At 71.5% G+C, this 22,265-nt stretch carries 19 protein-coding genes; 12 read left to right on the forward strand and 7 right to left on the reverse strand.

The window, feature by feature from the left end:
- Window positions 1–111: 111 nt before the first annotated feature.
- A complete protein-coding gene (locus KBY32_RS25005; protein ID WP_210981730.1) occupies window positions 112–351 on the forward strand; it encodes a hypothetical protein in 240 nt (79 codons plus the stop codon).
- 36 nt (window positions 352–387) lie between these two features.
- On the opposite strand, the gene KBY32_RS25010 is transcribed toward KBY32_RS25005, so the two are convergent.
- The 3 genes from KBY32_RS25010 to KBY32_RS25020 all read right to left on the reverse strand — a co-directional run bounded on the left by KBY32_RS25010 (window position 388) and on the right by KBY32_RS25020 (window position 2,909).
- Window positions 388–1,467 (reverse strand): S1C family serine protease, encoded by a 1,080-nt coding sequence (locus KBY32_RS25010; protein ID WP_210981731.1) that lies wholly within the window; start codon window positions 1,465–1,467, stop codon window positions 388–390.
- Between the two features lie 57 nt (window positions 1,468–1,524).
- Window positions 1,525–2,226: a bifunctional 2-polyprenyl-6-hydroxyphenol methylase/3-demethylubiquinol 3-O-methyltransferase UbiG gene (locus KBY32_RS25015; RefSeq protein WP_210981803.1), complete on the reverse strand. Its 702-nt coding sequence runs from the start codon at window positions 2,224–2,226 to the stop codon at window positions 1,525–1,527.
- An 83-nt stretch (window positions 2,227–2,309) separates the two neighbouring features.
- Window positions 2,310–2,909 (reverse strand): DUF3043 domain-containing protein, encoded by a 600-nt coding sequence (locus KBY32_RS25020; RefSeq protein ID WP_210981732.1) that lies wholly within the window; start codon window positions 2,907–2,909, stop codon window positions 2,310–2,312.
- 342 nt (window positions 2,910–3,251) lie between these two features.
- Between KBY32_RS25020 and KBY32_RS25025 the strand changes: the two genes are divergently transcribed.
- The 6 genes from KBY32_RS25025 to KBY32_RS25050 all read left to right on the forward strand — a co-directional run bounded on the left by KBY32_RS25025 (window position 3,252) and on the right by KBY32_RS25050 (window position 12,119).
- Window positions 3,252–4,037: a PspA/IM30 family protein gene (locus KBY32_RS25025; protein ID WP_079033842.1), complete on the forward strand. Its 786-nt coding sequence runs from the start codon at window positions 3,252–3,254 to the stop codon at window positions 4,035–4,037.
- A 42-nt stretch (window positions 4,038–4,079) separates the two neighbouring features.
- Complete coding sequence (locus tag KBY32_RS25030; protein WP_055624575.1) at window positions 4,080–4,358, forward strand: hypothetical protein; 279 nt, start codon at window positions 4,080–4,082, stop codon at window positions 4,356–4,358.
- A 142-nt stretch (window positions 4,359–4,500) separates the two neighbouring features.
- Window positions 4,501–5,673: a sensor histidine kinase gene (locus tag KBY32_RS25035; RefSeq protein ID WP_210981733.1), complete on the forward strand. Its 1,173-nt coding sequence runs from the start codon at window positions 4,501–4,503 to the stop codon at window positions 5,671–5,673.
- Between the two features lie 82 nt (window positions 5,674–5,755).
- Window positions 5,756–6,433 carry a response regulator transcription factor gene (locus KBY32_RS25040; protein WP_210981734.1) on the forward strand — a complete coding sequence of 226 codons (678 nt, stop codon included), beginning with the start codon at window positions 5,756–5,758 and terminating at the stop codon, window positions 6,431–6,433.
- Between the two features lie 178 nt (window positions 6,434–6,611).
- A complete protein-coding gene (locus KBY32_RS25045; RefSeq protein WP_210981735.1) occupies window positions 6,612–9,746 on the forward strand; it encodes an efflux RND transporter permease subunit in 3,135 nt (1,044 codons plus the stop codon).
- Window positions 9,747–9,881: 135 nt separating this feature from the next.
- Entirely contained in the window at window positions 9,882–12,119 is a 2,238-nt protein-coding gene (locus tag KBY32_RS25050) for a PQQ-binding-like beta-propeller repeat protein (protein WP_210981736.1), read from the forward strand.
- Window positions 12,120–12,134: 15 nt separating this feature from the next.
- Here KBY32_RS25050 and nadA read toward each other — a convergent pair whose 3' ends face one another.
- The gene (nadA, locus tag KBY32_RS25055; RefSeq protein ID WP_210981737.1) at window positions 12,135–13,331 is read right to left on the reverse strand and encodes a quinolinate synthase NadA; all 1,197 of its coding nucleotides are present in this window, start codon (window positions 13,329–13,331) and stop codon (window positions 12,135–12,137) included.
- Window positions 13,332–13,667: 336 nt separating this feature from the next.
- Between nadA and KBY32_RS25060 the strand changes: the two genes are divergently transcribed.
- Window positions 13,668–14,024, forward strand: a complete 357-nt coding sequence (locus KBY32_RS25060; protein WP_030951236.1) for an iron-sulfur cluster assembly accessory protein — start codon at window positions 13,668–13,670, stop codon at window positions 14,022–14,024.
- Window positions 14,025–14,108: 84 nt separating this feature from the next.
- Here KBY32_RS25060 and KBY32_RS25065 read toward each other — a convergent pair whose 3' ends face one another.
- Together KBY32_RS25065 and KBY32_RS25070 are read right to left on the reverse strand one after the other, a co-directional pair.
- Window positions 14,109–15,521 carry a hypothetical protein gene (locus tag KBY32_RS25065; protein WP_308293794.1) on the reverse strand — a complete coding sequence of 471 codons (1,413 nt, stop codon included), beginning with the start codon at window positions 15,519–15,521 and terminating at the stop codon, window positions 14,109–14,111.
- A 578-nt stretch (window positions 15,522–16,099) separates the two neighbouring features.
- Window positions 16,100–16,309 carry a hypothetical protein gene (locus KBY32_RS25070; RefSeq protein ID WP_055624508.1) on the reverse strand — a complete coding sequence of 70 codons (210 nt, stop codon included), beginning with the start codon at window positions 16,307–16,309 and terminating at the stop codon, window positions 16,100–16,102.
- Window positions 16,310–16,440: 131 nt separating this feature from the next.
- Here KBY32_RS25070 and KBY32_RS25075 point away from each other — a divergent pair, with 131 nt between their 5' ends.
- Entirely contained in the window at window positions 16,441–17,415 is a 975-nt protein-coding gene (locus KBY32_RS25075) for a carbohydrate kinase family protein (protein WP_055624509.1), read from the forward strand.
- 15 nt (window positions 17,416–17,430) lie between these two features.
- On the opposite strand, the gene KBY32_RS25080 is transcribed toward KBY32_RS25075, so the two are convergent.
- Window positions 17,431–18,816 (reverse strand): cysteine desulfurase/sulfurtransferase TusA family protein, encoded by a 1,386-nt coding sequence (locus tag KBY32_RS25080; RefSeq protein ID WP_210981739.1) that lies wholly within the window; start codon window positions 18,814–18,816, stop codon window positions 17,431–17,433.
- 264 nt (window positions 18,817–19,080) lie between these two features.
- Here KBY32_RS25080 and coxB point away from each other — a divergent pair, with 264 nt between their 5' ends.
- From coxB to KBY32_RS25095, 3 genes are read left to right on the forward strand one after another with little or no spacing between them, the layout of a single operon-like run.
- The gene (coxB, locus tag KBY32_RS25085; RefSeq protein ID WP_210981740.1) at window positions 19,081–20,046 is read left to right on the forward strand and encodes a cytochrome c oxidase subunit II; all 966 of its coding nucleotides are present in this window, start codon (window positions 19,081–19,083) and stop codon (window positions 20,044–20,046) included.
- Window positions 20,043–21,776: a cytochrome c oxidase subunit I gene (ctaD, locus tag KBY32_RS25090; protein ID WP_055624512.1), complete on the forward strand. Its 1,734-nt coding sequence runs from the start codon at window positions 20,043–20,045 to the stop codon at window positions 21,774–21,776. Before coxB ends, ctaD begins: the two co-directional genes overlap by 4 nt.
- Window positions 21,773–22,171, forward strand: coding sequence for a cytochrome c oxidase subunit 4 (locus tag KBY32_RS25095; protein WP_055624513.1), 399 nt, complete (start codon window positions 21,773–21,775; stop codon window positions 22,169–22,171). Before ctaD ends, KBY32_RS25095 begins: the two co-directional genes overlap by 4 nt.
- Window positions 22,172–22,265: the final 94 nt, after the last annotated feature.

Raw genomic sequence — 22,265 nt, forward strand, 5'->3', positions numbered from 1 at the left:
CCCCGATTTTCACCTGTCCGCGCAGGTCCCGCGCAGCCGACTAGGCTCAGCGCAGGAGCCGGACCTCGTTCCGGCTCTCCCTTTGCACGTGCTGACACCTTGGAGGCGTAGATGGCGGCATGGACGTGGCGGTTCGAGAAGGCCGACGGGGCGGAGGTCCAGCCCGCGGTGCAGCCCGAGGAGTTCACCACCCAGGGGGACGCCGAGTCCTGGATCGGGGAGCACTGGAAGGAGCTCCTGGAGGGCGGCGCGGACCAGGTCCGCCTGTTCGAGGACGCCACCGAGATCTACGGGCCGATGAGCCTGCACGCCGAAGCCGAAGCCGAAGCCGAAGCGGACGCCGAGGCGTGACGCGACCGGGGCGGGGGCCGTGTGCCCCCGCCCCCGTCACTGCTCGCCCAGCGTCACGTCCGCCTTCTCCTCGTCCCCGTCGCGCAGGAACGTCACCGATGTCCGTTCCCCCGGCTCGTCGGCGGCCAGCGCCTCCGACAGCGACGCGATGGTGGTGATGTCCGTGTCACCCAGCCGGGTGATGACATCGCCCCGTCTGAGCCCGGCCTTGTCGGCGGCGCCGCCCGACTGCACCTCGACGACGACCACCCCCACCGGGTCCAGATCCCCGTCCACGAGCGTCCGCCCCGTGATGCCGAGCGCCGCCCGTCCCGAGTCGGTGACCCGGCCGTTCTCGATGATCTGATCGGCGATCTTCCGCACCGTCGACGCCGGGATCGCGAACCCGATGCCCGGCGCCGCGCCGCCGCCCGCGTTCGGGTCGACGGCGGCGAGCGTCGGGATGCCGACGACCCGGCTGTCCAGGTCCACCAGGGCGCCGCCGCTGTTGCCCGGGTTGATGGCCGCCGACGTCTGCACCATGTTGGCGATCGTCGCGCCCGTCCCGCCGTCGTCACCACCCTCGGTGACGGTCCGTCCGGTCGCCGAGACGATGCCCTGGGTCACGCTGGACGACAGCCCGAGCGGCGACCCCATCGCCAGTACGATCTGCCCGACCCGCACCTTCGAGGAGTCCCCGAACGCGGCCGGGCGCAGCCCGTCCGGCGGGTCGTCCAGCCGGACGACGGCGAGGTCCTGCGGCGGATACGACGCCACGAGCCGCGCCGTGAGCTCGCGCTCGCTGCCCGCGGTCGTCACCCGGAACGTCTTCTCGTTCCCGACGACATGCGCGTTGGTGACGATGTGCCCCTGGTCGTCGTAGACCACCCCGGACCCGAGGTCATGGGCGGCCTGGATCTGCACGACCGACGGCAGGACGTCCCGGATCACCTGGAGATAGCCGTCCTGCAGATCGTCGGCGGCCGCCTTCGCCCGGGGCACGGCGGCCTGGCTCGTCGCGGCACGCGGGTCACGCGGGGACGACGGCCCGGAGCAGCCGGCGAGGAGCAGCGCGGCGCTCAGCATCAGGGCCGCCGCGACGGCCGGCCGCGGGGCGGGGGGACGGCGAACATCCATGGCCCCGAGTCTCGCCCCGGCCCGCGCAGGCGGCCCGTGGAGCGCACCCGAACGGGCTCAGCCCCGCACCCCGCACAGATGCAGCAGCGCGGCCACACCCCGGTACGGGTCGGTCTTCCCGGCCCGCTCCTCGACGGCGAGGAGGGTGCCGAGGTCGTCGGGGATCTCCGCCTCGTCGGCGGCCGTGTCCGTGCACACCCGTACGCCGTACCAGGTGTGCAGGGGCGCCCCGATCCCGGCGAGCGTCGCCGTCAGATCGGACAGCCGGTCCGCCCGTACGTCCAGGCCGAGGCGGTTCCTGTACGCGCTGGTGTCGAAGGCGGCCAGCGCCGTCTCCCAGTCGCCGGCCAGTCCCGGGCGCAGGGCGAGCGCGTCGCCGTTGCGCACGAGCAGCGACAGCAGGCCGCCGGGCGCCAGCATCCGCGCCAGCCCGGCCAGCAGCGGATCGGGCTCGTCGACGTACATGAGCACACCGTGGCACAGCACGACGTCGAAGCTGCCCGGCAGGAAGTGCACCCCGGTGTCGCGCCCGTCGCTCTGGACGAGACGCACCCGCTCCCGGATGCCCTCGGGCTCACCGGCCAGCCGGGCGCGGGCCGCCGCGATCATCGTCGCGTCCCGCTCGACGCCCGTCACCTGGTGACCGGCGCGGGCCAGCCGCAGCGCCTGCGTGCCCTGGCCCATGCCCACGTCGAGGACGCGCAGCCGCTTCCCGACCGGGAACCGGCCCGCTATCTGCTCGTCGAGCTGCCGGGTCACCAGCTCCTGCCGTACGACCTCACGCAGACCGCCCACCTTGCTCAGCCAGGCGTCGGCCGCACCCCCGGAGAAGTCGGCAGCGCTCAGGGCCGCTCTCCGCGCTTGACCTGGGGCTTGGGCAGCCGGAGCCGGCGCATCTGGAGCGAGCGCATCAGCGCGTAGGCGACGGCGCCGCGGCGGCTCTCGTTCGGGAAGCGCTCGGCGAGCCGCTTCTTCAGACGGAACGCGGTGACGAACGAGTCGAGCACGATCAGCACGATCACGATGAGCCACAGCAGCAGCGCGATGTTCTGCAGCGCGGGCACCCGCACCATGCTCAGCACGAGGATGACCACGGCCATCGGGAGGAAGAACTCCGCGATGTTGAAGCGCGAGTCGACGAAGTCACGCGCGAACCGGCGGACCGGGCCCTTGTCACGCGCGGGCAGGTAACGCTCGTCGCCCGAGGCCAGCGCCTGGCGCTGGCGCTCCAGGGCGGCACGGCGCTCCTCGCGCTGGCGCTTGGCGGCGTCCTTGCGCGACATCGACGTGTTGGCCACGCTGCGGCGCTGCGACTGGGCCGAACTGCGCTTGGGCGTGGGGCGGCCCTTGGGGGCCTCGGGATGGCGGGTCTGAGTGGAGTCGGTCACCGGCGCCTTGGCGGCGTCCTGGGCCTTCTCTTCCTTGGCACGGCTACGGAACACAAAACCCAAGGGTACGGGGTGCACGGGGTTGGACCCCAGCCCCGTGGGGAACGATCCGGCAACACCAGTCGTCGTACGGGGACAGAGGGGACGTCGTGGACGGGTCCCTCCGGCGGTCACGGGGGGAGTCCCGCGGCGGCACCGGGCCGGCCGGTCACGGCACACCCGGGGGTCACCTACTCCTCACGCCGGAGCGGAGGCGTACGCAGTCGTCCTTGGGGATGAGCGCATCCGTCCCCGAACAGTGCGGTAATGGATGCAGGGCCCGTACTGTGGGTTCTGTCGCAGGTGCTGGAGCTGGAGTCCGTCAGAAGGGGGCGCGCGAAGCCCATGAGCGGTGTCATGAAGCGTATGGGGATGATCTTCCGCGCGAAGGCGAACAAGGCCCTTGACCGGGCCGAGGACCCGCGCGAGACCCTCGATTACTCGTACCAGAAGCAGCTGGAGCTGCTCCAGAAGGTGCGCCGGGGCGTGGCCGACGTGGCCACCTCCCGCAAGCGCCTGGAGCTCCAGCTCAACCAGCTCCAGTCCCAGTCGTCCAAGCTGGAGGACCAGGGCCGCAAGGCGCTCGCGCTCGGCCGCGAGGACCTGGCCCGCGAGGCGCTGTCCCGGCGCGCCGCCCTCCAGCAGCAGGTGACGGACCTGGAGACCCAGCACGCGACCCTGCAGGGCGAGGAGGAGAAGCTCACCCTCGCGGCCCAGCGGCTCCAGGCCAAGGTGGACGCCTTCCGCACCAAGAAGGAGACCATCAAGGCCACCTACACCGCGGCCCAGGCCCAGACCCGGATCGGCGAGGCGTTCTCCGGCATCTCCGAGGAGATGGGCGACGTCGGCCTGGCGATCCAGCGGGCCGAGGACAAGACGGCCCAGCTCCAGGCCCGCGCCGGCGCCATCGACGAGCTGCTGGCCTCCGGCGCCCTGGACGACCAGTCCGGTATGCACAAGGACGACATCCAGGCCGAGCTGGACCGGCTCTCCGGTGGTACGGATGTAGAGCTGGAGCTGCAGCGTATGAAGGCGGAGCTGGCGGGAGGCTCCTCGGCCGGACAGCAGGCCATCGAGGGCGGCACCGGACAGCAGCAGTCCCAGCAGCAGCCGCAGGACACCCCGCGCTTCGACAAGCAGTAGCGGACGGCCGGGGTCCACGCCGAGGAGGCCGAGATGGGCGACCTGATCGTCCGGATCATGGGTGAGGGGCAGGTGCGTCTCTCCGACAGCCACCTGCCCGAGCTGAACAAGCTGGACGACGAGCTCCTCGCGGAGATGGAGGGCGGCGACGGCCCCGGTTTCCGTCGCACCCTCACCGCCCTGCTCGCCGAGGTCCGCGGGCGGGGCACCCCGCTGCCCGACGACGCCCTGGAGCCGTCGGACCTGATCCTGCCGTCCCCGGACGCCACCCTGGAGGAGGTCCGGGAGCTGCTCAGCGACGACGGACTGATCCCCGGCTGACCCGTCACCCCTGCCGTACCGGGGTGGCCGGCCCGCACCCGCGACACCGGACACTGGGCACACCCACCTGAGGAAGACCGAGTTGGCCCCCGTTACGAGCTCCGCAGGGCAGCGTGTCCGCCGGCACCTCACGGCACACCCCATGGCCCTGGACGCGGCGCTGGCCGTCGCCGTCCTGACCTGCATGGTGGCCGGCTCGTTCGTGGACCCGCACGGCGAGGACGGCGTCACCTGGGGACTGCGCACCCCGGACGCCCTCAGCCTGCTGCTGATGACCCTCGGCGCGGCGGCCCTCGTCCTGCGCCGCCGCGCCCCCATCACGGTCCTCGCCGTGACCGGCGGCCTCTCCCTCGTGGAGTTCGCCACCGGCGACCCGCGCGCCCCCGTGGCCATGGCCGCGGTCGTCGCGCTCTACACCGTCGCCTCCACCACCGACCGCTCCACGACCTGGCGGATCGGCCTGCTCACCGTCACCGTCCTGACCGGCTCCGCGATGCTCGCAGGGCCGCTGCCCTGGTACTCCCAGGAGAACCTCGCCATCTTCGCCTGGACCGGCATCGGCGCCACCGCGGGAGACGCGGTCCGCAGCCGCCGGGCCGTGGTCACCGCCATCCGCGAACGCGCCGAGCGGGCCGAGCGCACCCGCGAGGAGGAGGCCCGCCGCCGGGTCGCCGAGGAGCGCCTGCGCATCGCCCGCGATCTGCACGACGTCGTCGCCCACCACATCGCCCTGGTCAATGTGCAGGCCGGCGTCGCCGCCCATGTCATGGACAAGCGGCCCGACCAGGCCAAGGAGGCCCTCGCCCACGTACGGGAGGCCAGCCGCTCCGCCCTCGACGAACTGCGCGCCACGGTCGGCCTGCTGCGGCAGTCCGGCGACCCGGAGGCCCCCACCGAACCGGCGCCCGGCCTGGACCGCCTCGACGACCTCGCCGGTACCTTCCGCAACGCCGGACTCCAGGTGGACGTCGCCCGCGCCGACCAGGACACCACGCTCCCCGCCGCCGTCGACCTCGCCGCCTACCGTGTCATCCAGGAGGCCCTGACCAATGTGCAGAAGCACGCCGGGTCCGGCGCCCGGGCCGAGGTCAGCGTCGTCCGCGTCGGCCCGAACATCGAGGTCACCGTCCTCGACGACGGCTCCGGCCAGGACGACGGCACCGCGGGCGGCGGCCACGGCCTGCTCGGGATGCGCGAACGCGTCTCCGCCCTGCGCGGCACCCTGACCACCGGGCCCCGCTACGGCGGAGGGTTCCGGGTCCACGCGATCCTGCCGGTCGGGGCGGGCGTCCGGGCCACGGAGGACGCCGTGTGACAGGCGGACGGGAACTCGCCGGGACCCTCCGGCAGTTGTCGTGACACCGGAACCACCCCCCAGCGCCCGCCGAGGAAGCCGTATGCCGATCCGAGTCCTGCTCGCCGACGACCAGGCCCTGCTGCGCAGCGCCTTCCGGGTGCTGGTCGACTCCGAACCGGACATGGAGGTCGTCGGCGAGGCCTCCGACGGCGAGGAGGCGGTCCGGCTGGCGAAGCAGGAGCGCGCCGACGTCGTCCTCATGGACATCCGGATGCCCGGCACCGACGGCCTCGCCGCCACCCGCATGATCAGCGCCGACCCGGCCCTCGCCCATGTCCGCGTCGTCATACTGACCACCTTCGAGGTCGACGACTACGTCGTGCAGTCGCTGCGGGCCGGCGCCTCCGGGTTCCTCGGCAAGGGCTCCGAACCCGACGAGCTCCTCGCCGCGATCCGGGTCGCCGCGGGCGGCGAGGCCCTGCTGTCCCCGGCCGCCACCAAGAGCCTGATCGCCCGCTTCCTCGCCCACAGCGACGGCGACGGCCGCGACCCCGCCCGCGGCGAGCGGCTCGACGCCCTGACCGTCCGCGAGCGCGAGGTGCTGGTCCAGGTCGCCGGCGGACTCTCCAACGACGAGATCGCCGAGCGGCTGGAGGTCAGCCCGCTCACCGTGAAGACCCACGTCAACCGGGCCATGTCCAAGCTGGGCGCCCGCGACCGGGCCCAGCTCGTCGTCATCGCCTACGAGTCGGGGCTGGTACGTCCGAGGGTGGAGTGAACTCCAGCCCGTGTACTGCGCCCGGAGTAGACGCCGGGCGAGAAATGGACCTGGGGGCTAGGGAACGGGCTTCCGCGATGGCCCAGGGTGTAGGGGCGGGCGCCCACCTGTGTGCCGCGCCACCGCGGCCCGCCCGCCTGCCCACGCCTTCCGCCCACAGGAGAGAGACCTTCCACCCATGTCCTGGCTGTCCCGATTCAGCCTCGCGCAACGAGCTCTGATCGGCCTGATCTCGATCATCGCGCTGGTCTTCGGCGCGATCGCGATACCCCAGCTCAAGCAGCAGCTGCTGCCCTCCATCGAACTGCCCATGGTGTCCGTGATCGCCCCCTACCAGGGCGCGTCCCCGGACGTGGTCGAGAAGCAGGTCGTCGAGCCGATCGAGGACAGCCTCGAAGCCGTCGACGGCATCACCGGCGTCACCTCCACCGCCGCCGAGGGCAACGCCGTCATCATGGCGTCCTTCGACTACGGCCCCGGCACCCAGCAGCTCGTCGCCGACGTCCAGCAGGCCGTCAACCGGGCCCGCGTCCAGCTGCCCGACTCCGTCGACCCGCAGGTCATCGCGGGCTCCACCGACGACATCCCGACCGTCGTCCTCGCCGTCACCTCCGGCAAGGACCAGCAGGCCCTGGCCGATCGGCTCGACCGGACCCTGGTGCCCGCACTCAAGGAGATCGACGGCGTCGGCCAGGTCACCGTCGACGGAGTGCGCGACCTCCAGGTCGCCGTCACCCCCGACGACGGCAAGCTCGCCAAGGCCGGGCTCACCCCGGCGGACCTCTCCAAGGCCCTCCAGGCCGGCGGCGCCACCCTGCCCGCCGGCTCCTTCGACGAGGACGGCGCCAACCGCACCGTGCAGGTCGGCGGCGGCTTCACCTCGCTCGACCAGATCAAGGACCTGCGGGTCAAGGGCCAGGGCAAGGGCAAGCCCGTACGCCTCGCCGACGTGGCGACCGTCGCCCAGGAGCAGGCCCCGGCCGACTCCCTCACCCGTACCGACGGCAAGCCCTCGCTGGCCGTCGCCGTGACGATGGACCGTGACGGCAGCGCCGTCGCCATCTCCGACGCCGTGGCGGACAAGCTGCCGAAGCTGCGCGCGGACCTCGGCTCGGACGCCACGCTCACCGTGGTCAGCGACCAGGGCCCGGCGGTGAAGAAGTCCATCGACGGACTGACCACCGAGGGTGCGCTCGGTCTGCTCTTCGCGGTCCTGGTCATCCTGGTCTTCCTCGCGTCGATCCGCTCGACGCTGGTGACCGCGGTGTCCATCCCGCTGTCGGTCGTCCTCGCCCTGATCGTCCTGTGGACGCGGGACCTCTCGCTCAACATGCTGACGCTCGGCGCGCTGACCATCGCGATCGGCCGGGTCGTCGACGACTCGATCGTGGTCCTGGAGAACATCAAGCGGCACCTCGGCTACGGCGAGGAGCGCGAGGAGGCCATCCTCAAGGCGGTCCGCGAGGTCGCCGGCGCAGTGACCTCCTCGACGCTCACCACGGTGGCCGTCTTCCTGCCGATCGGCCTGGTCGGTGGCATGGTGGGCGAGCTGTTCGGCTCGTTCAGCCTGACGGTGACGGCGGCCCTGCTGGCGTCGCTGCTGGTGTCCCTCACGGTCGTGCCGGTGCTGTCGTACTGGTTCCTGCGCGCCCCGAAGGGCACGCCCGAGGACGCCGACGAGGCCCGCCGCGCCGCCGAGGAGAAGGAGGCGCGCAGCCGGCTCCAGCGGATCTACGTGCCCGTCCTGCGCTTCGCCACCCGCCGCCGGCTGACCAGTGTGCTCATCGCCGTCGCCGTCCTGTTCGGCACATTCGGCATGGCGCCGCTGCTGAAGACGAACTTCTTCGACCAGGGCGAGCAGGAGGTCCTCACCGTCAAGCAGGAGCTCGAGCCCGGCACCAGCCTCGCCGCGACCGACGCGCAGGCCAAGAAGGTCGAGAAGCTGCTCGCGGACACGAAGGGCGTCAAGGACTACCAGGTCACCATCGGCTCGTCCGGCTTCATGGCCGCCTTCGGCGGCGGCACCGACACCAACCAGGCGTCGTACCAGGTGATGCTGGAGGACTCCGCGTCCTACGACGACGTGCAGAGCCGTATCGAGGCCGGACTGAAGAAGCTCGACGGCATCGGCACGACCACCATCTCCGCCGGTGACGGCTTCGGCGCCCAGGACCTGAGCGTCGTCGTCAAGGCGGCCGACGGTGAGGTGCTGCGCACGGCGGCCGAGCAGGTCCGCAAGGCCGTGGCAGGCCTGGACGACGTCACCGACGTCACCAGCGACCTGTCCCAGAGCGTGCCCCGCGTCTCGGTGCGGGCCAACGAGAAGGCGGCCGCGGCCGGCTTCGACGACCAGAGCCTCGGCCTGGCCGTGGCCCAGGCGGTCCGCGGCACCACCGCGGCCCAGGCGACCCTCGACGACACCGAGCGGGACGTCGTCATCAAGTCGGCCGAACCGGCGACGACCCTGAAGGAGCTGCGGGAGCTGCGCCTCGGCCCGGTGAAGCTGGGGGACATCGCGGACGTGAAGCTGGTGGACAGCCCGGTGTCGATGACCCGGATCGACGGCCAGCGCGCCGCCACCATCACGGCCAAGCCGACCGGTGACAACACCGGCGCGGTCAGCACCGACCTCCAGTCGAAGATCGACGGGCTGAAGCTCCCGGCGGGCGCGACGGCCGACATCGGCGGTGTCTCCGAGGACCAGGACGAGGCGTTCGCCAACCTGGGCCTGGCGATGCTGGCGGCGATCGCGATCGTCTTCATGCTGCTGGTGGCGACCTTCCGCTCGCTCGCACAGCCGCTGATCCTGCTCGTCTCGGTCCCGTTCGCGGTGACCGGCGCGATCGGTCTGCTGATCGCGACCGGCACCCCGATGGGCGTCCCCGCGATGATCGGCATGCTGATGCTGATCGGCATCGTGGTCACCAACGCCATCGTGCTGATCGACCTCATCAACCAGTACCGGGCCCAGGGGTACGGCGTCGTCGAGGCCGTGGTCGAGGGCGGCCGGCACCGGCTGCGCCCGATCCTCATGACGGCGCTGGCGACGATCTTCGCCCTGCTCCCGATGGCGCTCGGCGTCACCGGAGAGGGCGGCTTCATCGCCCAGCCGCTGGCCGTGGTCGTGATCGGCGGTCTGATCACCTCCACCCTGCTCACCCTGCTCCTCGTCCCGACGCTCTACGCGATGCTCGAACTGCGCAAGGAGCGCCGGGCGAAGAAGCGGGCGGCCAAGCGGGCCCGGAAGGCCGGCCTGCCCGAGCAGCCGGCGCAGGACGCCTCCTCCGAGGAGACGCAGCCCGCGTCCGTCTGACGCGTGACCGTGTGACCGCATGACCCGTGACGGCCGGGTCCCGAACCGGAACAACCGGTTCGGGAACCGGCCGTCGCCGTTTCACCGTTACGTATGCTGGGGCCTCGAACTGGCTCACGGGGGAAGGGCTCGGGCGTGCCGCTGCGCAAGGACGACCCGAAGTCGGTCGGTGGCTACCGGCTGCTGGACCGGCTCGGCGCGGGCGGCATGGGTGCCGTCTACCGGGGCAGATCGCGGTCCGGCCGCGAGGTCGCCGTGAAGGTGGTGCACGCCCAGTACGCCGAGGACCCCGTCTTCCGGACCCGTTTCCGCCAGGAGATCGCCGCCGTCCGCAAGGTGAGCGGTGTCTTCACCGCCCCCGTCGTGGACGCCGACCCGGACGCCGAACGCCCCTGGATGGCCACCCAGTACGTGCCCGGGCCCTCGCTCGCCGCCCGGATCCGCGACGAGGGACCGCTGAACCGCACCGAGCTGCGGCGGCTGGCGCTCGGCCTGGTGGAGGCGCTGCGGGACATCCACCGCGCCGGGGTCGTCCACCGCGACCTCAAGCCCGCCAACGTGCTCATGGCCGACGACGGCCCCCGGGTCATCGACTTCGGCATCTCGCGCGCGGCCGAGAACCACAACACCCTGACCGAGACCGGCCAGATGATCGGCACCCCGCCGTTCATGTCCCCGGAGCAGCTGACCGACGCCCGCTCGGTGGGCCCGGCCTCCGACGTCTTCTCCCTGGGCGCCCTGATCGTCTTCGCCGCCACCGCGCGCGGCCCCTTCGACGCGGACAGCCCCTATCTGACGGCGTATCGGGTGGTGCACGACGCCCCGGTCCTGGACGGTGTGGCGGAGCCTCTGCGCCCGATCCTGGAGCGCTGCCTGGCCAAGGACCCAGGAGAGCGGCCCGAACCGGGCACCCTGGCCGCCGAGTTCATGGCCGCGCTTCCGGAGACCGGCGACGACGAGGGCGCCACGGTCCGGCTGCGCGCCGGCGAGCTGGCCCTGGTGCGGACCCGCCCCGCGGGGACCCCCGACGCTGATTCCCTCTCTCCTGAGGAGCCGCCCGCTCGCCGAAGGGGCCGCGCCCGCAGGCTGTGGGCCGTGGCCGGGACCGCCGTCGTGCTCGCGCTCGGGCTGACGGCCTACCTCCTCGCCGGCCCCGGGGACGAGGACCGCCCGCAGGGCACCGATGTCGCCGCGCCCTCCCGCTGGGCCGCCCTGCCGGCCGGCTGGCGGCCCTGGCAGACGACGATGGAGGCGACGGCCGCGAGCGGGGTGAAGAAGGCTTCCGACGTGGCCGGGGTGGGCCACTTCGACGCCCCGCGGTGCATGGCGGACGGGACGGCCGTGTTCTGCGCGGGCGACGGGACGCTGCCCGTGCGGATCGACGCGCTCACCGGGAAGGCCGTCTGGCGCGCCGACGGAGTGCCGTCCGCCCTGGGCAAGGGCCTGTTCAGCTTCTCGGTGCTCGGGGTCGTGGACGGCACGGTGGTGGTCGAGCAGCTGTACCGCCCCAGCGGGGACGGAGAGCAGCGGTTCTCGGTCAGCGCCCTGGACGCGCGCACCGGGAAGCGGCTCTGGCACCGCGCGGTGAACGCAGGGCAGGCCCGTCCCCATATGTCCGGCGACCTCGTCGTCGCCCCGGACGACGACGGCGGCCGGACGCTGGTCGCCCGCTCGGCACGCACCGGCGCCGAACGCTGGACGGCCACCCTGCGGGAAGGCCAGTACTGCGACTGGGCGCCCGCCGGGCCCGCCCTGCCCCTGATGTGCGGGCCGGCCGAGTGGGGCACGAAGAACCGGCTCCTGCTCAGCCTGGACCCGGCCGACGGCACGGCGCGCACGGCCCGGGTGCCGTCCCAGTCCCTGCTCCTCGGGACGTACGACGGGCGCGTCCTTCTCCTCGACCGGCCCGAGAAGGCGGAGCGTGACACGTTCGTCCGGATCCGGCGGGTCGACCCGGACACGGGCAGGAGCACGGTCACGGAGCTCGCGCAGGATCTCGACGAGGACGTGACCCTCGCGGGCGGCGTCCTCTGGTGCGTCTCGTCCTCCGGTCGGCTCACCGCCGTGTCGGCCCGGACCGGCGAGCGGCTGTGGACCACCCGGACCAGCATGGAGCGCTCCTGGGGCATCACCCACGACCCGCGCGCCCGCACGGTCTACCTCTCCACCGCCAGCGGCCGGGTCGCCGCCCTCGACGCCAGGAAGGGCACCCTGCTCTGGGAGACGATGCCGCGTGCCCAGCGGGCGGAGAGCCTGGGCCAGGAGTCGTCACAGGTGCTGCTGAACGGCGGCGCCCTCGTTGTCACCACGTCCGAGGGCGGTTTGTTCACGCTGGACCCCGCCCACCCCGACCGGGAGCCCGTGTCGGGGTGAGGGCGGGGCGGGCGGCTACGGCAGGGCCAGCATCCGCTCCAGCGCCAGCTTCGCGAACGCCTCGGTCTCCTTGTCGACCTCGATGCGGTTGACCAGGGTGCCCTCGGCCAGCGACTCCAGCGTCCACACCAGGTGGGGCAGGTCGATGCGGTTCATCGTCGAGCAGAAGCAGACCGTCTTGTCGAGGAAGACGATCTCCTTGCCCTCGGGCGCGAAACGGTTCGCCAGCCGGCGGACCAGGTTCAGCTCCGTGCCGATGGCCCACTTGGAACCGGCCGGGGCGGCCTCCAGGGCCTTGATGATGTACTCGGTCGACCCGACGTAGTCCGCCGCGGCCACGACCTCGTGCTTGCACTCGGGGTGGACCAGGACGTTGACGCCCGGGATGCGCTCGCGCACGTCGTTGACGGAGTCCAGGCTGAAGCGGCCGTGCACCGAGCAGTGCCCGCGCCACAGGATCATCTTCGCCGCGCGCAGCTCGTCGGCGGTCAGCCCGCCGTTCGGCTTGTGCGGGTTGTAGACGACGCAGTCCTCCAGGGACATGCCCATGTCGCGCACCGCGGTGTTGCGGCCGAGGTGCTGGTCGGGCAGGAAGAGGACCTTTGTTGCCGAGGGCTCCCCCTGCTCGAAGGCCCAGTCCAGGGCGCGCTTGGCGTTCGACGACGTGCAGATCGTGCCGCCGTGCTTGCCCGTGAACGCCTTGATGTCCGCGGACGAGTTCATGTACGAGACGGGCACGACCTGCTCGGCTATGCCGGCCTCGGTCAGCACGTCCCAGCACTCGGCGACCTGCTCGGCCGTCGCCATGTCGGCCATCGAGCAGCCGGCCGCGAGGTCGGGCAGGACGACCTTCTGGTCGTCGGAGGTCAGGATGTCCGCGGACTCCGCCATGAAGTGCACACCGCAGAACACGATGTACTCGGCCTCCGGACGCGCGGCGGCGTCCCGGGCCAGCTTGAAGGAGTCACCGGTCACATCCGCGAACTGGATGACCTCGTCGCGCTGGTAGTGGTGGCCGAGCACGAAGACCTTGTCACCGAGCTTCTCCTTGGCCGCGCGGGCCCGCTCGACCAGGTCCGGGTCGGACGGCGAGGGCAGGTCACCGGGACACTCGACGCCGCGCTCGCTCCTCGGGTCGGCCTCGCGGCCGAGAAGCAACAGGGCGAGGGGCGTCGGCTGTACGTCGAGCTCCTGGGTCTGGGCGGTGGTCACGACACGCACCCTTTCTGTTCTGCGGCTCGCCGGCGCCGGAAGTCCGGTCCGGCGGGTCAAGCGGGACACCTTCTCCGACTTCTCGTCGGATTGACGCTATCTATCATAACCGGTTCACGTCAGTTTGACGATGCCGGTCGTGTCGATGTGACGGGAATCCCGGAACGGCCCGCCCGCGGCCCCTCAACAGGGCGCTGTCCGCGCCGCCGGGCATGTGCGAGCATGAAGAGGGCGAGCAAGAGAAGCGGAAAAGCACGCTCGGCCCGGAATGAATCCGCGGCCTTGCCGGTTGCACTCGTCGGCAAGCAGTCTCCGTACAACCCGGGAGAGATGTAGATGTCCGTATCGGACGAGACCAGCACCGCCACCGACGGCATCATTCTGAGCGACGCCGCCGCGGCCAAGGTCAAGGCCCTGCTGGACCAGGAAGGCCGTGACGACCTGGCTCTGCGTGTCGCCGTTCAGCCGGGTGGCTGCTCGGGCCTGCGCTACCAGCTCTTCTTCGACGAGCGTTCGCTCGACGGCGACGTCGTGAAGGACTTCGGCGGAGTCAAGGTCGTCACCGACCGCATGAGCGCCCCGTACCTGGGCGGCGCCTCCATCGACTTCGTCGACACCATCGAGAAGCAGGGCTTCACGATCGACAACCCCAACGCGACGGGCTCCTGCGCCTGCGGCGACTCGTTCAGCTAGCCGGACCGGCCCAGACCGGCCGATCCGCGTGGAAAGGCGGCGACCCCCTCCGACGGGGCCGCCGCCTTCCTGCTGTCCGGGCGCCTACTGGGCCCCGGACGTCTGCGGTGTCGCGGGCAGCCGCGCGCCCGGCTTCTCCAGCGGCACGCTCTGCCCGTCCGTGCCCACGACCTTCCGGTCGCCGAGCGGCTCGTCCAGCTGAACGGTCCGGTGGAACACCTTGGCGATGAGGATGCAGACCTTCTCCGGCCGCGTGGTCTCCGTCACCCGGACCGTCACGGCGCCGCCGCTCTCGCTCGCCGTCACGTCGTAGTCGGCGCACACCCCGCCCGTGAAGGTCACGGTCAGCTCCCTGCCCTCGGCCTTGTAGCCCTCCACCGTCACGTTCCGGGTGACCGGGGACGCGGACGGGTCGTCCTTCGGGCCGGACGGACGCGGGCTCGGCCCGTCCGTCGCCTCACCGGACGACGAGGCCAGATACTCCGGATCGACCGCCGGATGCGTCACCGTGAAACTGTCCCGCGCCTCGGGCGCCCGCACCTCGAACAGCCAGGACGGCACCAGGGCCTGCCGGCCGTCCACCGCGTGCGCGGCCAGCCCGAACACCGCCTTCTCGACCGTGACCGTGTCCGTGTCCTTCGACGGCGCGTCCGGCGCCGCCTCGCAGGGCACTGCGGTGCCGTCCTTCAGCGGTACGGGGTCGGCGCAGCCGCCGATGCCCGTACGGCCGTCGGCGGCCGGAGTCCTGTTCATCAGCCCGAGCGTCTTCTCCGCGCTCAGCACCGGGTAGGTGTCGCCCTTCTCCGGGGACTCGAGCAGACCGCTGCCGCCGACCACCTCGCCCTGGGCGTTCACGGTGACCCCGGTGGTCCAGCCGTACGTGGGCAGCCCGTCCACCACCGGCTCGGCGTGCACCACCCGCTGCGCGCCCATGACCTGGCTCGTGTCCAGCTTCGCCTCGTCCAGTCCGGCCGCCTCCAGCACCGGCTCCGCCGCCTTCTTCGCGGCGTCCTCGGCGGGCGGGTCACCGGCCCGGGCCGACGGCGCCTTGGAGCACTCGGCGACACCCCGGCAGTCGTCGGTGCCGGCGGCGAACCGCTGGAACGTCCAGGCGCCCGGTGCCTTCTTGTCCACCTGGAGCGTGGGCCCCGAGCCGTCCTTCACACCGATGTGCCAGGTCTCCCCGCGGGACACGGGTGTGCCGTCCACGCCGAGCGCCTCGGCCAGCCGCGCCACGTCGTCCGCGCCGACCTGGCCCGTGGCCCGGTACACCGGCGCCGACCCCGGCCCGTCCGGCAGCTCGCCGCCCGCCCGGTACTTCACGCCGTACGGGTTCGGCTCCCCGGGCGCGATACCGGGCGAACCGCCGCCGTCGGTGGCCCCGTCCAGGTTCAGCGGCGGGGGAGTGGAGCCGCCGGCTCCGGTCGCCGCGGACCCGTCCGACCCACCCGAGGCGTTCGCGGCGAGATAGGCCCCGCCCCCGCCGACGAGCAGCACGGCGGCGGCAACGGCGGCAACGGCGGCGGAAGACCGCCGCCGGCTCCCGGCCCCCTGGCCGTGCCGGCCGTCGACGTCCGGCCCATCGGCAGGGGCGCCCTCAGCCTCGGGAACCTCAGCGCCGGCCTCCACGGCTTCCGGCGCCTCAGCACCGGCGTCGGCAGCTGCGGCCTCCGGCGCCTCGGCCTCGGCATCAGCTTCTACGGCCTCTGGCGCCCGGCCCTCACTAGCGTCCCCGGCGTCCGACACCTGGCCCTCACCGGCGTCCGACGCCCGGCCCTCACCGGCACCCCCGGTGCCCACGCCCCCCGGAGCTTCCACCTCGGCCGACCCCCCGGCGCCGGGCGCCCCCGCGTCCTTACGGTCACCGCCAGAGGCAGCCGTGTCGTCGTTCTCGGGTCGCTCGGTGTTCACCGCATCGCTCCTTCGGCCGCGCACATGTCCCAGGACCCTGACCCGGCCCTGTCAAAACCGGATCCGTCGGGTCGTATCCCGCATCCCCTTTACGGGGGACGCCGATGGGACGCAGCGGGGGAGCGCACGGTTCCCCATGAGGCGCCCGGGTGGGCGCCGGTCGCTCAGTCGCCGTAGTCGGACATCGCGTCCAGCAGTCGCGCCGACCTCGGCGGCACCGACACCCCGTGGATGAGTGCGGGCGAGACCGGGTGGGAAAGGACCCGGTCGGGGACGGCCCAGTGAGGTGCCATCCGCGCGCAGTCGCCGAGCAGCGATGCCAGCCCGGCCTCCTGGTCGGCCGGAGCGGGGGCGCGGACCTCGAATTTCGTCATGGCGGCACCGTAAGCACCCCGAGGCCCGAGAAGAAAGATCTACTATCGGGTAGTTTCGGCCACTTCAGCGAGCCGGTCACGGAAGGTAGCGTGGACTGTCAACCCAACCTCCCCCCAGGAGACTCCCCGCCGTGCGCATCGCAGTCACCGGCTCCATCGCCACCGACCACCTCATGACCTTCCCCGGTCGCTTCGCCGACCAGTTCGTCGCGGACCAGCTGCACACGGTCTCGCTCTCCTTCCTGGTCGACAACCTGGACGTGCGCCGGGGCGGTGTGGGCGCGAACATCGCCTTCGGCATGGGCCAGCTGGGCACGAAGCCGATCCTGGTCGGCGCCGCCGGCTCCGACTTCGACGAGTACCGGGCCTGGCTGGACCGGCACGGCGTCGACACCGGCTCGGTCCGTATCTCCGAGACCCTGCACACCGCCCGCTTCGTCTGCACCACGGACGCCGACCACAACCAGATCGGCTCCTTCTACACGGGCGCGATGAGCGAGGCCCGCCTGATCGAGCTGAAGACCGTCGCGGACCGCGTGGGCGGCCTCGACCTGGTCCTGATCGGCGCCGACGACCCCGAGGGCATGCTCCGCCACACCGAGGAGTGCCGCTCCCGGCAGATCCCGTTCGCCGCCGACTTCTCCCAGCAGATCGCGCGGATGGACGGCGAGGAGATCCGGATACTGCTGGACGGCGCGACCTACCTCTTCTCCAACGAGTACGAGAAGGGCCTCATCGAGTCGAAGACCGGCTGGAGCGACGCCGAGATCCTCTCCCGGGTCGGCCACCGCGTGACCACGCTCGGCTCGCGCGGTGTGCGCATCGAGCGGCAGGGCGAGGACCCGATCGAGGTCGGCTGCCCCGAGGAGGAGCGCAAGGCCGACCCCACCGGCGTCGGCGACGCCTTCCGGGCCGGCTTCCTGTCCGGTCTGGCCTGGGGCGTCTCCCTGGAGCGCGCCGCCCAGATCGGCTGCATGCTGGCGACGCTCGTCATCGAGACCGTCGGCACCCAGGAGTACCAGCTGCGCCGCGCCCACTTCATGGAGCGCTTCGCCAAGGCGTACGGCCATGACGCGAGCGAAGAGGTGCGGGCCCACCTGGCCTGACCTCCAGCCCCCGGGCTACCCGAGCCGGCGGACCAGGTAGGCCGTCCCCCGTTCCGCCGGTTCCTCGCCCACGTACTCCTGGCCCCGCATCTCGCACCACGCCGGGATGTCCAGCCGGGCCGCCTCGTCGTCGGACAGGACCCGCACCAGCCCGCCCACCGGTACCTGCCCGATGACCTTGGCGAGCTCGATGACGGGGATCGGGCACCGCTTGCCCAGAGAGTCCACGACCAGGACGTCGTCCCCGTCCTCCCGGGCCACCGGCCCCGAGGCCGGGGCGTCCAGCTTCTCCCGGACGCCCGCCACCGCCCCCGGCAGCACCTGAAGGAACCGCTCGACCTCCTCGGCGTCCGTGCCCGGCGGCAGCGACACCCGGATGTTCCCCTCGCTCAGCACCCCCATCGCCCTCAGCACATGGCTGGGCGTCAGCGTGCTGCTCGTACAGGACGAACCGGACGACACGGAGAATCCGGCACGGTCCAGCTCGTGCAGCAGTGTCTCCCCGTCGACGTAGAGACAGGAGAAGGTGACGATCCCGGGCAGCCGCTGCACCGGATCGCCGACCACCTCCACGTCCGGCACCAGCTCCGGCACCCGCGCCCGGATCCGCTCCGTCAGCTCCCGCAGCCGTACCGCCTCTTGGGCCGCCTCCGCCCGTACGGCCCGCAACGAGGCCGCCGCCGCGACGATCGCCGGGATGTTCTCGAACCCGGGCGCACGGCCCGACTCCCGTTCGTCCACCGGCCCTTGCGCGGCGAACCGCACCCCCTTGCGGACCACGAGCAGCCCCACGCCCGACGGTCCGCCCCACTTGTGGGCGCTGCCGGTCAGCACCGACCAGTCGCCCTCCACCCGCCCCCACCCGAGCGACTGCGCCGCGTCCACCAGCAACGGCACCCCGGCCTCCCGGCACACCGCGGCCACCTCCGCCACCGGCTGCTCGGTGCCCACCTCGTGGTTGGCCGACTGCAGACACGCCAGCGCGGTGTCCGGGCGCAGCGCCTCCCGGTAGGCGTCCGCCGTCACCGCCCCGGCGCGGTCCACCGCCACCTGACTGACCGAACCCCCCGCCGCTTCGTGCGTGTCAGCCGCATGGAGCACACAGGAGTGTTCGACGGCCGACACGATCAGGTGACGTCCGACCCGCCGCCGTCCGCCCAACACCCCGGCGACACCGGTGTGGACGGCCCGAGTCCCGGACGTCGTGAACGTCAGCTCGTCGGGCCGGCACCCCACCGTCTCGGCGGCCGCCTCCCGGGCGGCGTCCAGCAGCAACCGGGCCCGCCTGCCCTCCCGGTGGAGCCGTGCGGGGTCGGCCCACCCCTCGTCCAGCGAGGCCTGCAGGGCCTGCCGGGCGACGGGGTGGAGAGGAACACTGGAAGCAGCGTCGAAGTAGCCCACACGGCAACGCTAGAGCGTCCGTTCGGCGGCCCGCCTCCCAGGGGCGCGCAGGCCGTGCGACCGGCCCCGGACGGCCCGCCGCCGCCAATCCAGCGAACCCCCCGTTCCACTAGGCACCCCTCCCCGCGAACCCCCGGAGGGCGTCGGCTAGGGTTTGGTCCGCATAAACATCCAAACCCCTGCCCGACGCAGGGCGGCGACCGACCAGCGAGAAGGCCAGGCCGCAGCCGAACCGCGCGGGCGAGACTCTCGGGAAGGCGCTACGTGAGTCCCAACGGCTCCGACCGCTCGCCGCGGCGCCCGATGCGGCGGAAGCTGCTGCAGGCAATGACCGCGGGCCTGGTCCTGGCGACAGCCACCGGTTGCTCGTACAACTGGGAAGACTTCCCCCGCCTTGGTATGCCCACCCCGACCACGGAAGAGGCTCCGCGGATCCTCTCCCTGTGGCAGGGTTCCTGGGCGGCTGCGCTCGCCGTCGGCGTGCTGGTGTGGGGCCTGATCATCTGGAGCGCGATCTTCCACCGGCGCAGCCGGACGAAGGTCGAGGTTCCCCCGCAGACCCGGTACAACATGCCCATCGAGGCGCTGTACACCGTGGTCCCGCTCATCATCGTCTCCGTGCTGTTCTACTTCACGGCACGCGACGAGTCGAAGCTCCTCGAGCTCAAGGACAAGCCCGACGTCACGGTGAACGTGGTCGGCTTCCAGTGGAGCTGGTGCTTCAACATGGTCGCCGACGTCGAGGGCTCCACCGGTGACGCGAAGACGTCCAAGGAACTGGCCGCCATCCCGGACCGGTACAAGGACGACTTCCCGGCGAACGCCGGCGGCGTCTACGACTGCGGCACCCCCAGCACCCGGAACCCGCAGAAGGGCACCCCGGGTCCCACCCTGTGGCTGCCGAAGGGCAAGACCGTCCGCTTCGTGCTCACCTCGCGTGACGTCATCCACTCCTTCTGGGTGGTGCCGTTCCTCATGAAGCAGGACGTCATCCCGGGCCACACCAACGCCTTCGAGGTGACCCCCAACCGTGAGGGCACCTTCCTGGGCAAGTGCGCCGAACTGTGCGGCGTCGACCACTCCCGGATGCTGTTCAACGTGAAGGTCGTCTCCCCCGAGCGGTACGAGCAGCACCTCAAGGACCTCGCGAAGAAGGGGCAGACCGGTTACGTTCCCGCCGGCATCGCGCAGACGAGCCACGAGAAGAACCGGGAGACGACAAACCTGTGAGCATCGTCAACGAACCCTTGGGTGCCCCCGAGGCGGGCACCTATGAGAACGAACTGCCGGTCCGCCGCCGGCAGCCCGGCAACGTCGTGGTCAAGTGGCTCACTACCACCGACCACAAGACGATCGGCACGCTGTACCTGGTCACGTCGTTCGTGTTCTTCGTGATCGGTGGCGTGATGGCGCTGGTCATGCGCGCCGAGCTCGCTCGACCCGGTCTGCAGATCATGTCGAACGAGCAGTTCAACCAGGCGTTCACGATGCACGGCACGATCATGCTGCTGATGTTCGCGACGCCGCTGTTCGCGGGCTTCGCGAACTGGATCATGCCGCTGCAGATCGGCGCGCCCGACGTGGCGTTCCCGCGGCTGAACATGTTCGCCTACTGGCTGTACCTGTTCGGCTCGCTCATCGCGGTCGGCGGGTTCCTCACCCCCGACGGCGCGGCCGACTTCGGCTGGTTCGCCTACAGCCCGCTGTCGGACGCGGTCCGCTCGCCGGGCATCGGCGCCGACATGTGGATCATGGGTCTGGCCTTCTCCGGCTTCGGCACCATCCTCGGCTCGGTCAACTTCATCACCACGATCATCTGCATGCGCGCGCCGGGCATGACCATGTTCCGCATGCCGATCTTCGTTTGGAACGTGCTGCTGACCGCGGTCCTGGTCCTGCTCGCCTTCCCCGTGCTGGCGGCGGCGCTGTTCGCGCTGGAGGCGGACCGCAAGTTCGGCGCCCACGTCTTCGACTCGGCCAACGGCGGAGCGCTGCTGTGGCAGCACCTCTTCTGGTTCTTCGGACACCCGGAGGTGTACATCATCGCGCTGCCGTTCTTCGGCATCATCAGTGAGGTCATCCCGGTCTTCTCCCGCAAGCCGATGTTCGGCTACATGGGCCTGATCGCGGCGACCATCGCCATCGCGGGTCTGTCCGTGACCGTGTGGGCGCACCACATGTACGTCACCGGCGGAGTGCTCCTGCCGTTCTTCTCCTTCATGACGTTCCTCATCGCCGTACCCACCGGCGTGAAGTTCTTCAACTGGATCGGAACGATGTGGAAGGGCTCGTTGTCCTTCGAGACACCGATGCTCTGGGCGGTCGGCTTCCTGATCACCTTCACCTTCGGTGGTCTCACCGGCGTCATCCTGGCCTCGCCGCCGCTGGACTTCCACGTCTCCGACTCGTACTTCGTGGTGGCCCACTTCCACTACGTGGTGTTCGGCACCGTGGTGTTCGCGATGTTCGCCGGCTTCCACTTCTGGTGGCCGAAGATGACCGGCAAGATGCTCGACGAGCGCCTCGGCAAGATCACCTTCTGGACGCTGTTCATCGGCTTCCACGGCACCTTCCTGGTCCAGCACTGGCTGGGTGCCGAGGGCATGCCCCGTCGTTACGCGGACTACCTCGCGGCCGACGGCTTCACCGCCCTGAACACCTTCTCGACGATCAGCTCGTTCGTCCTCGGCCTGTCGCTCCTGCCGTTCTTCTACAACGTCTGGAAGACGGCCAAGTACGGCAAGCCGGTCGGCGTCGACGACCCGTGGGGCTACGGCCGTTCGCTCGAATGGGCGACGTCCTGCCCGCCGCCGCGGCACAACTTCATCACTCTGCCGCGGATCCGATCCGAATCCCCGGCGTTCGACCTGCATCACCCTGAGATCGCCGCACTCGACCAGCTCGAGAACGCGCCTCACGGTGACAAGGCTCTGGCTGGTGGCAAGGAGGCCGGCAAGTGAAGATCCAGGGCAGGATGTTCATGTGGCTGGGCGTCTTCATCCTCGCCATGGCGATCGTCTATGGCGTGTGGTCGAAGGAGCCGGCCGGTACCACGGCCCTCTTCCTGGCCTTCGGTCTCGCGGTCATGATCGGCTTCTACCTGGGCTTCACGGCCCGGCGGGTCGACGCGGGCGCGCAGGACGACAAGGAGGCGGACGTCGCGGACGACGCCGGCGAGGTGGGCTTCTTCAGCCCGCACAGCTGGCAGCCCCTCTCCCTCGCGATCGGTGGCGCTCTCGCGTTCCTCTCGATCGCGATCGGCTGGTGGCTGATGTACTTCTCGCTGCCGATGATCCTCATCGGCATCTGGGGCTGGGTCTTCGAGTACTACCGCGGTGAGAACCGCACCCAGTGACCTGAACCCGTTCCACCGAAAGCCCGGACACTCCGTCAGGAGGGTCCGGGCTTTCGGCGTTCCCCGACACGCCGTACGCCTCCGCCGTCACCCG

The sequence above is a fragment of the Streptomyces sp. RK62 genome (assembly GCF_018070255.1).
Lineage (GTDB): Bacteria > Actinomycetota > Actinomycetes > Streptomycetales > Streptomycetaceae > Streptomyces > Streptomyces nigra.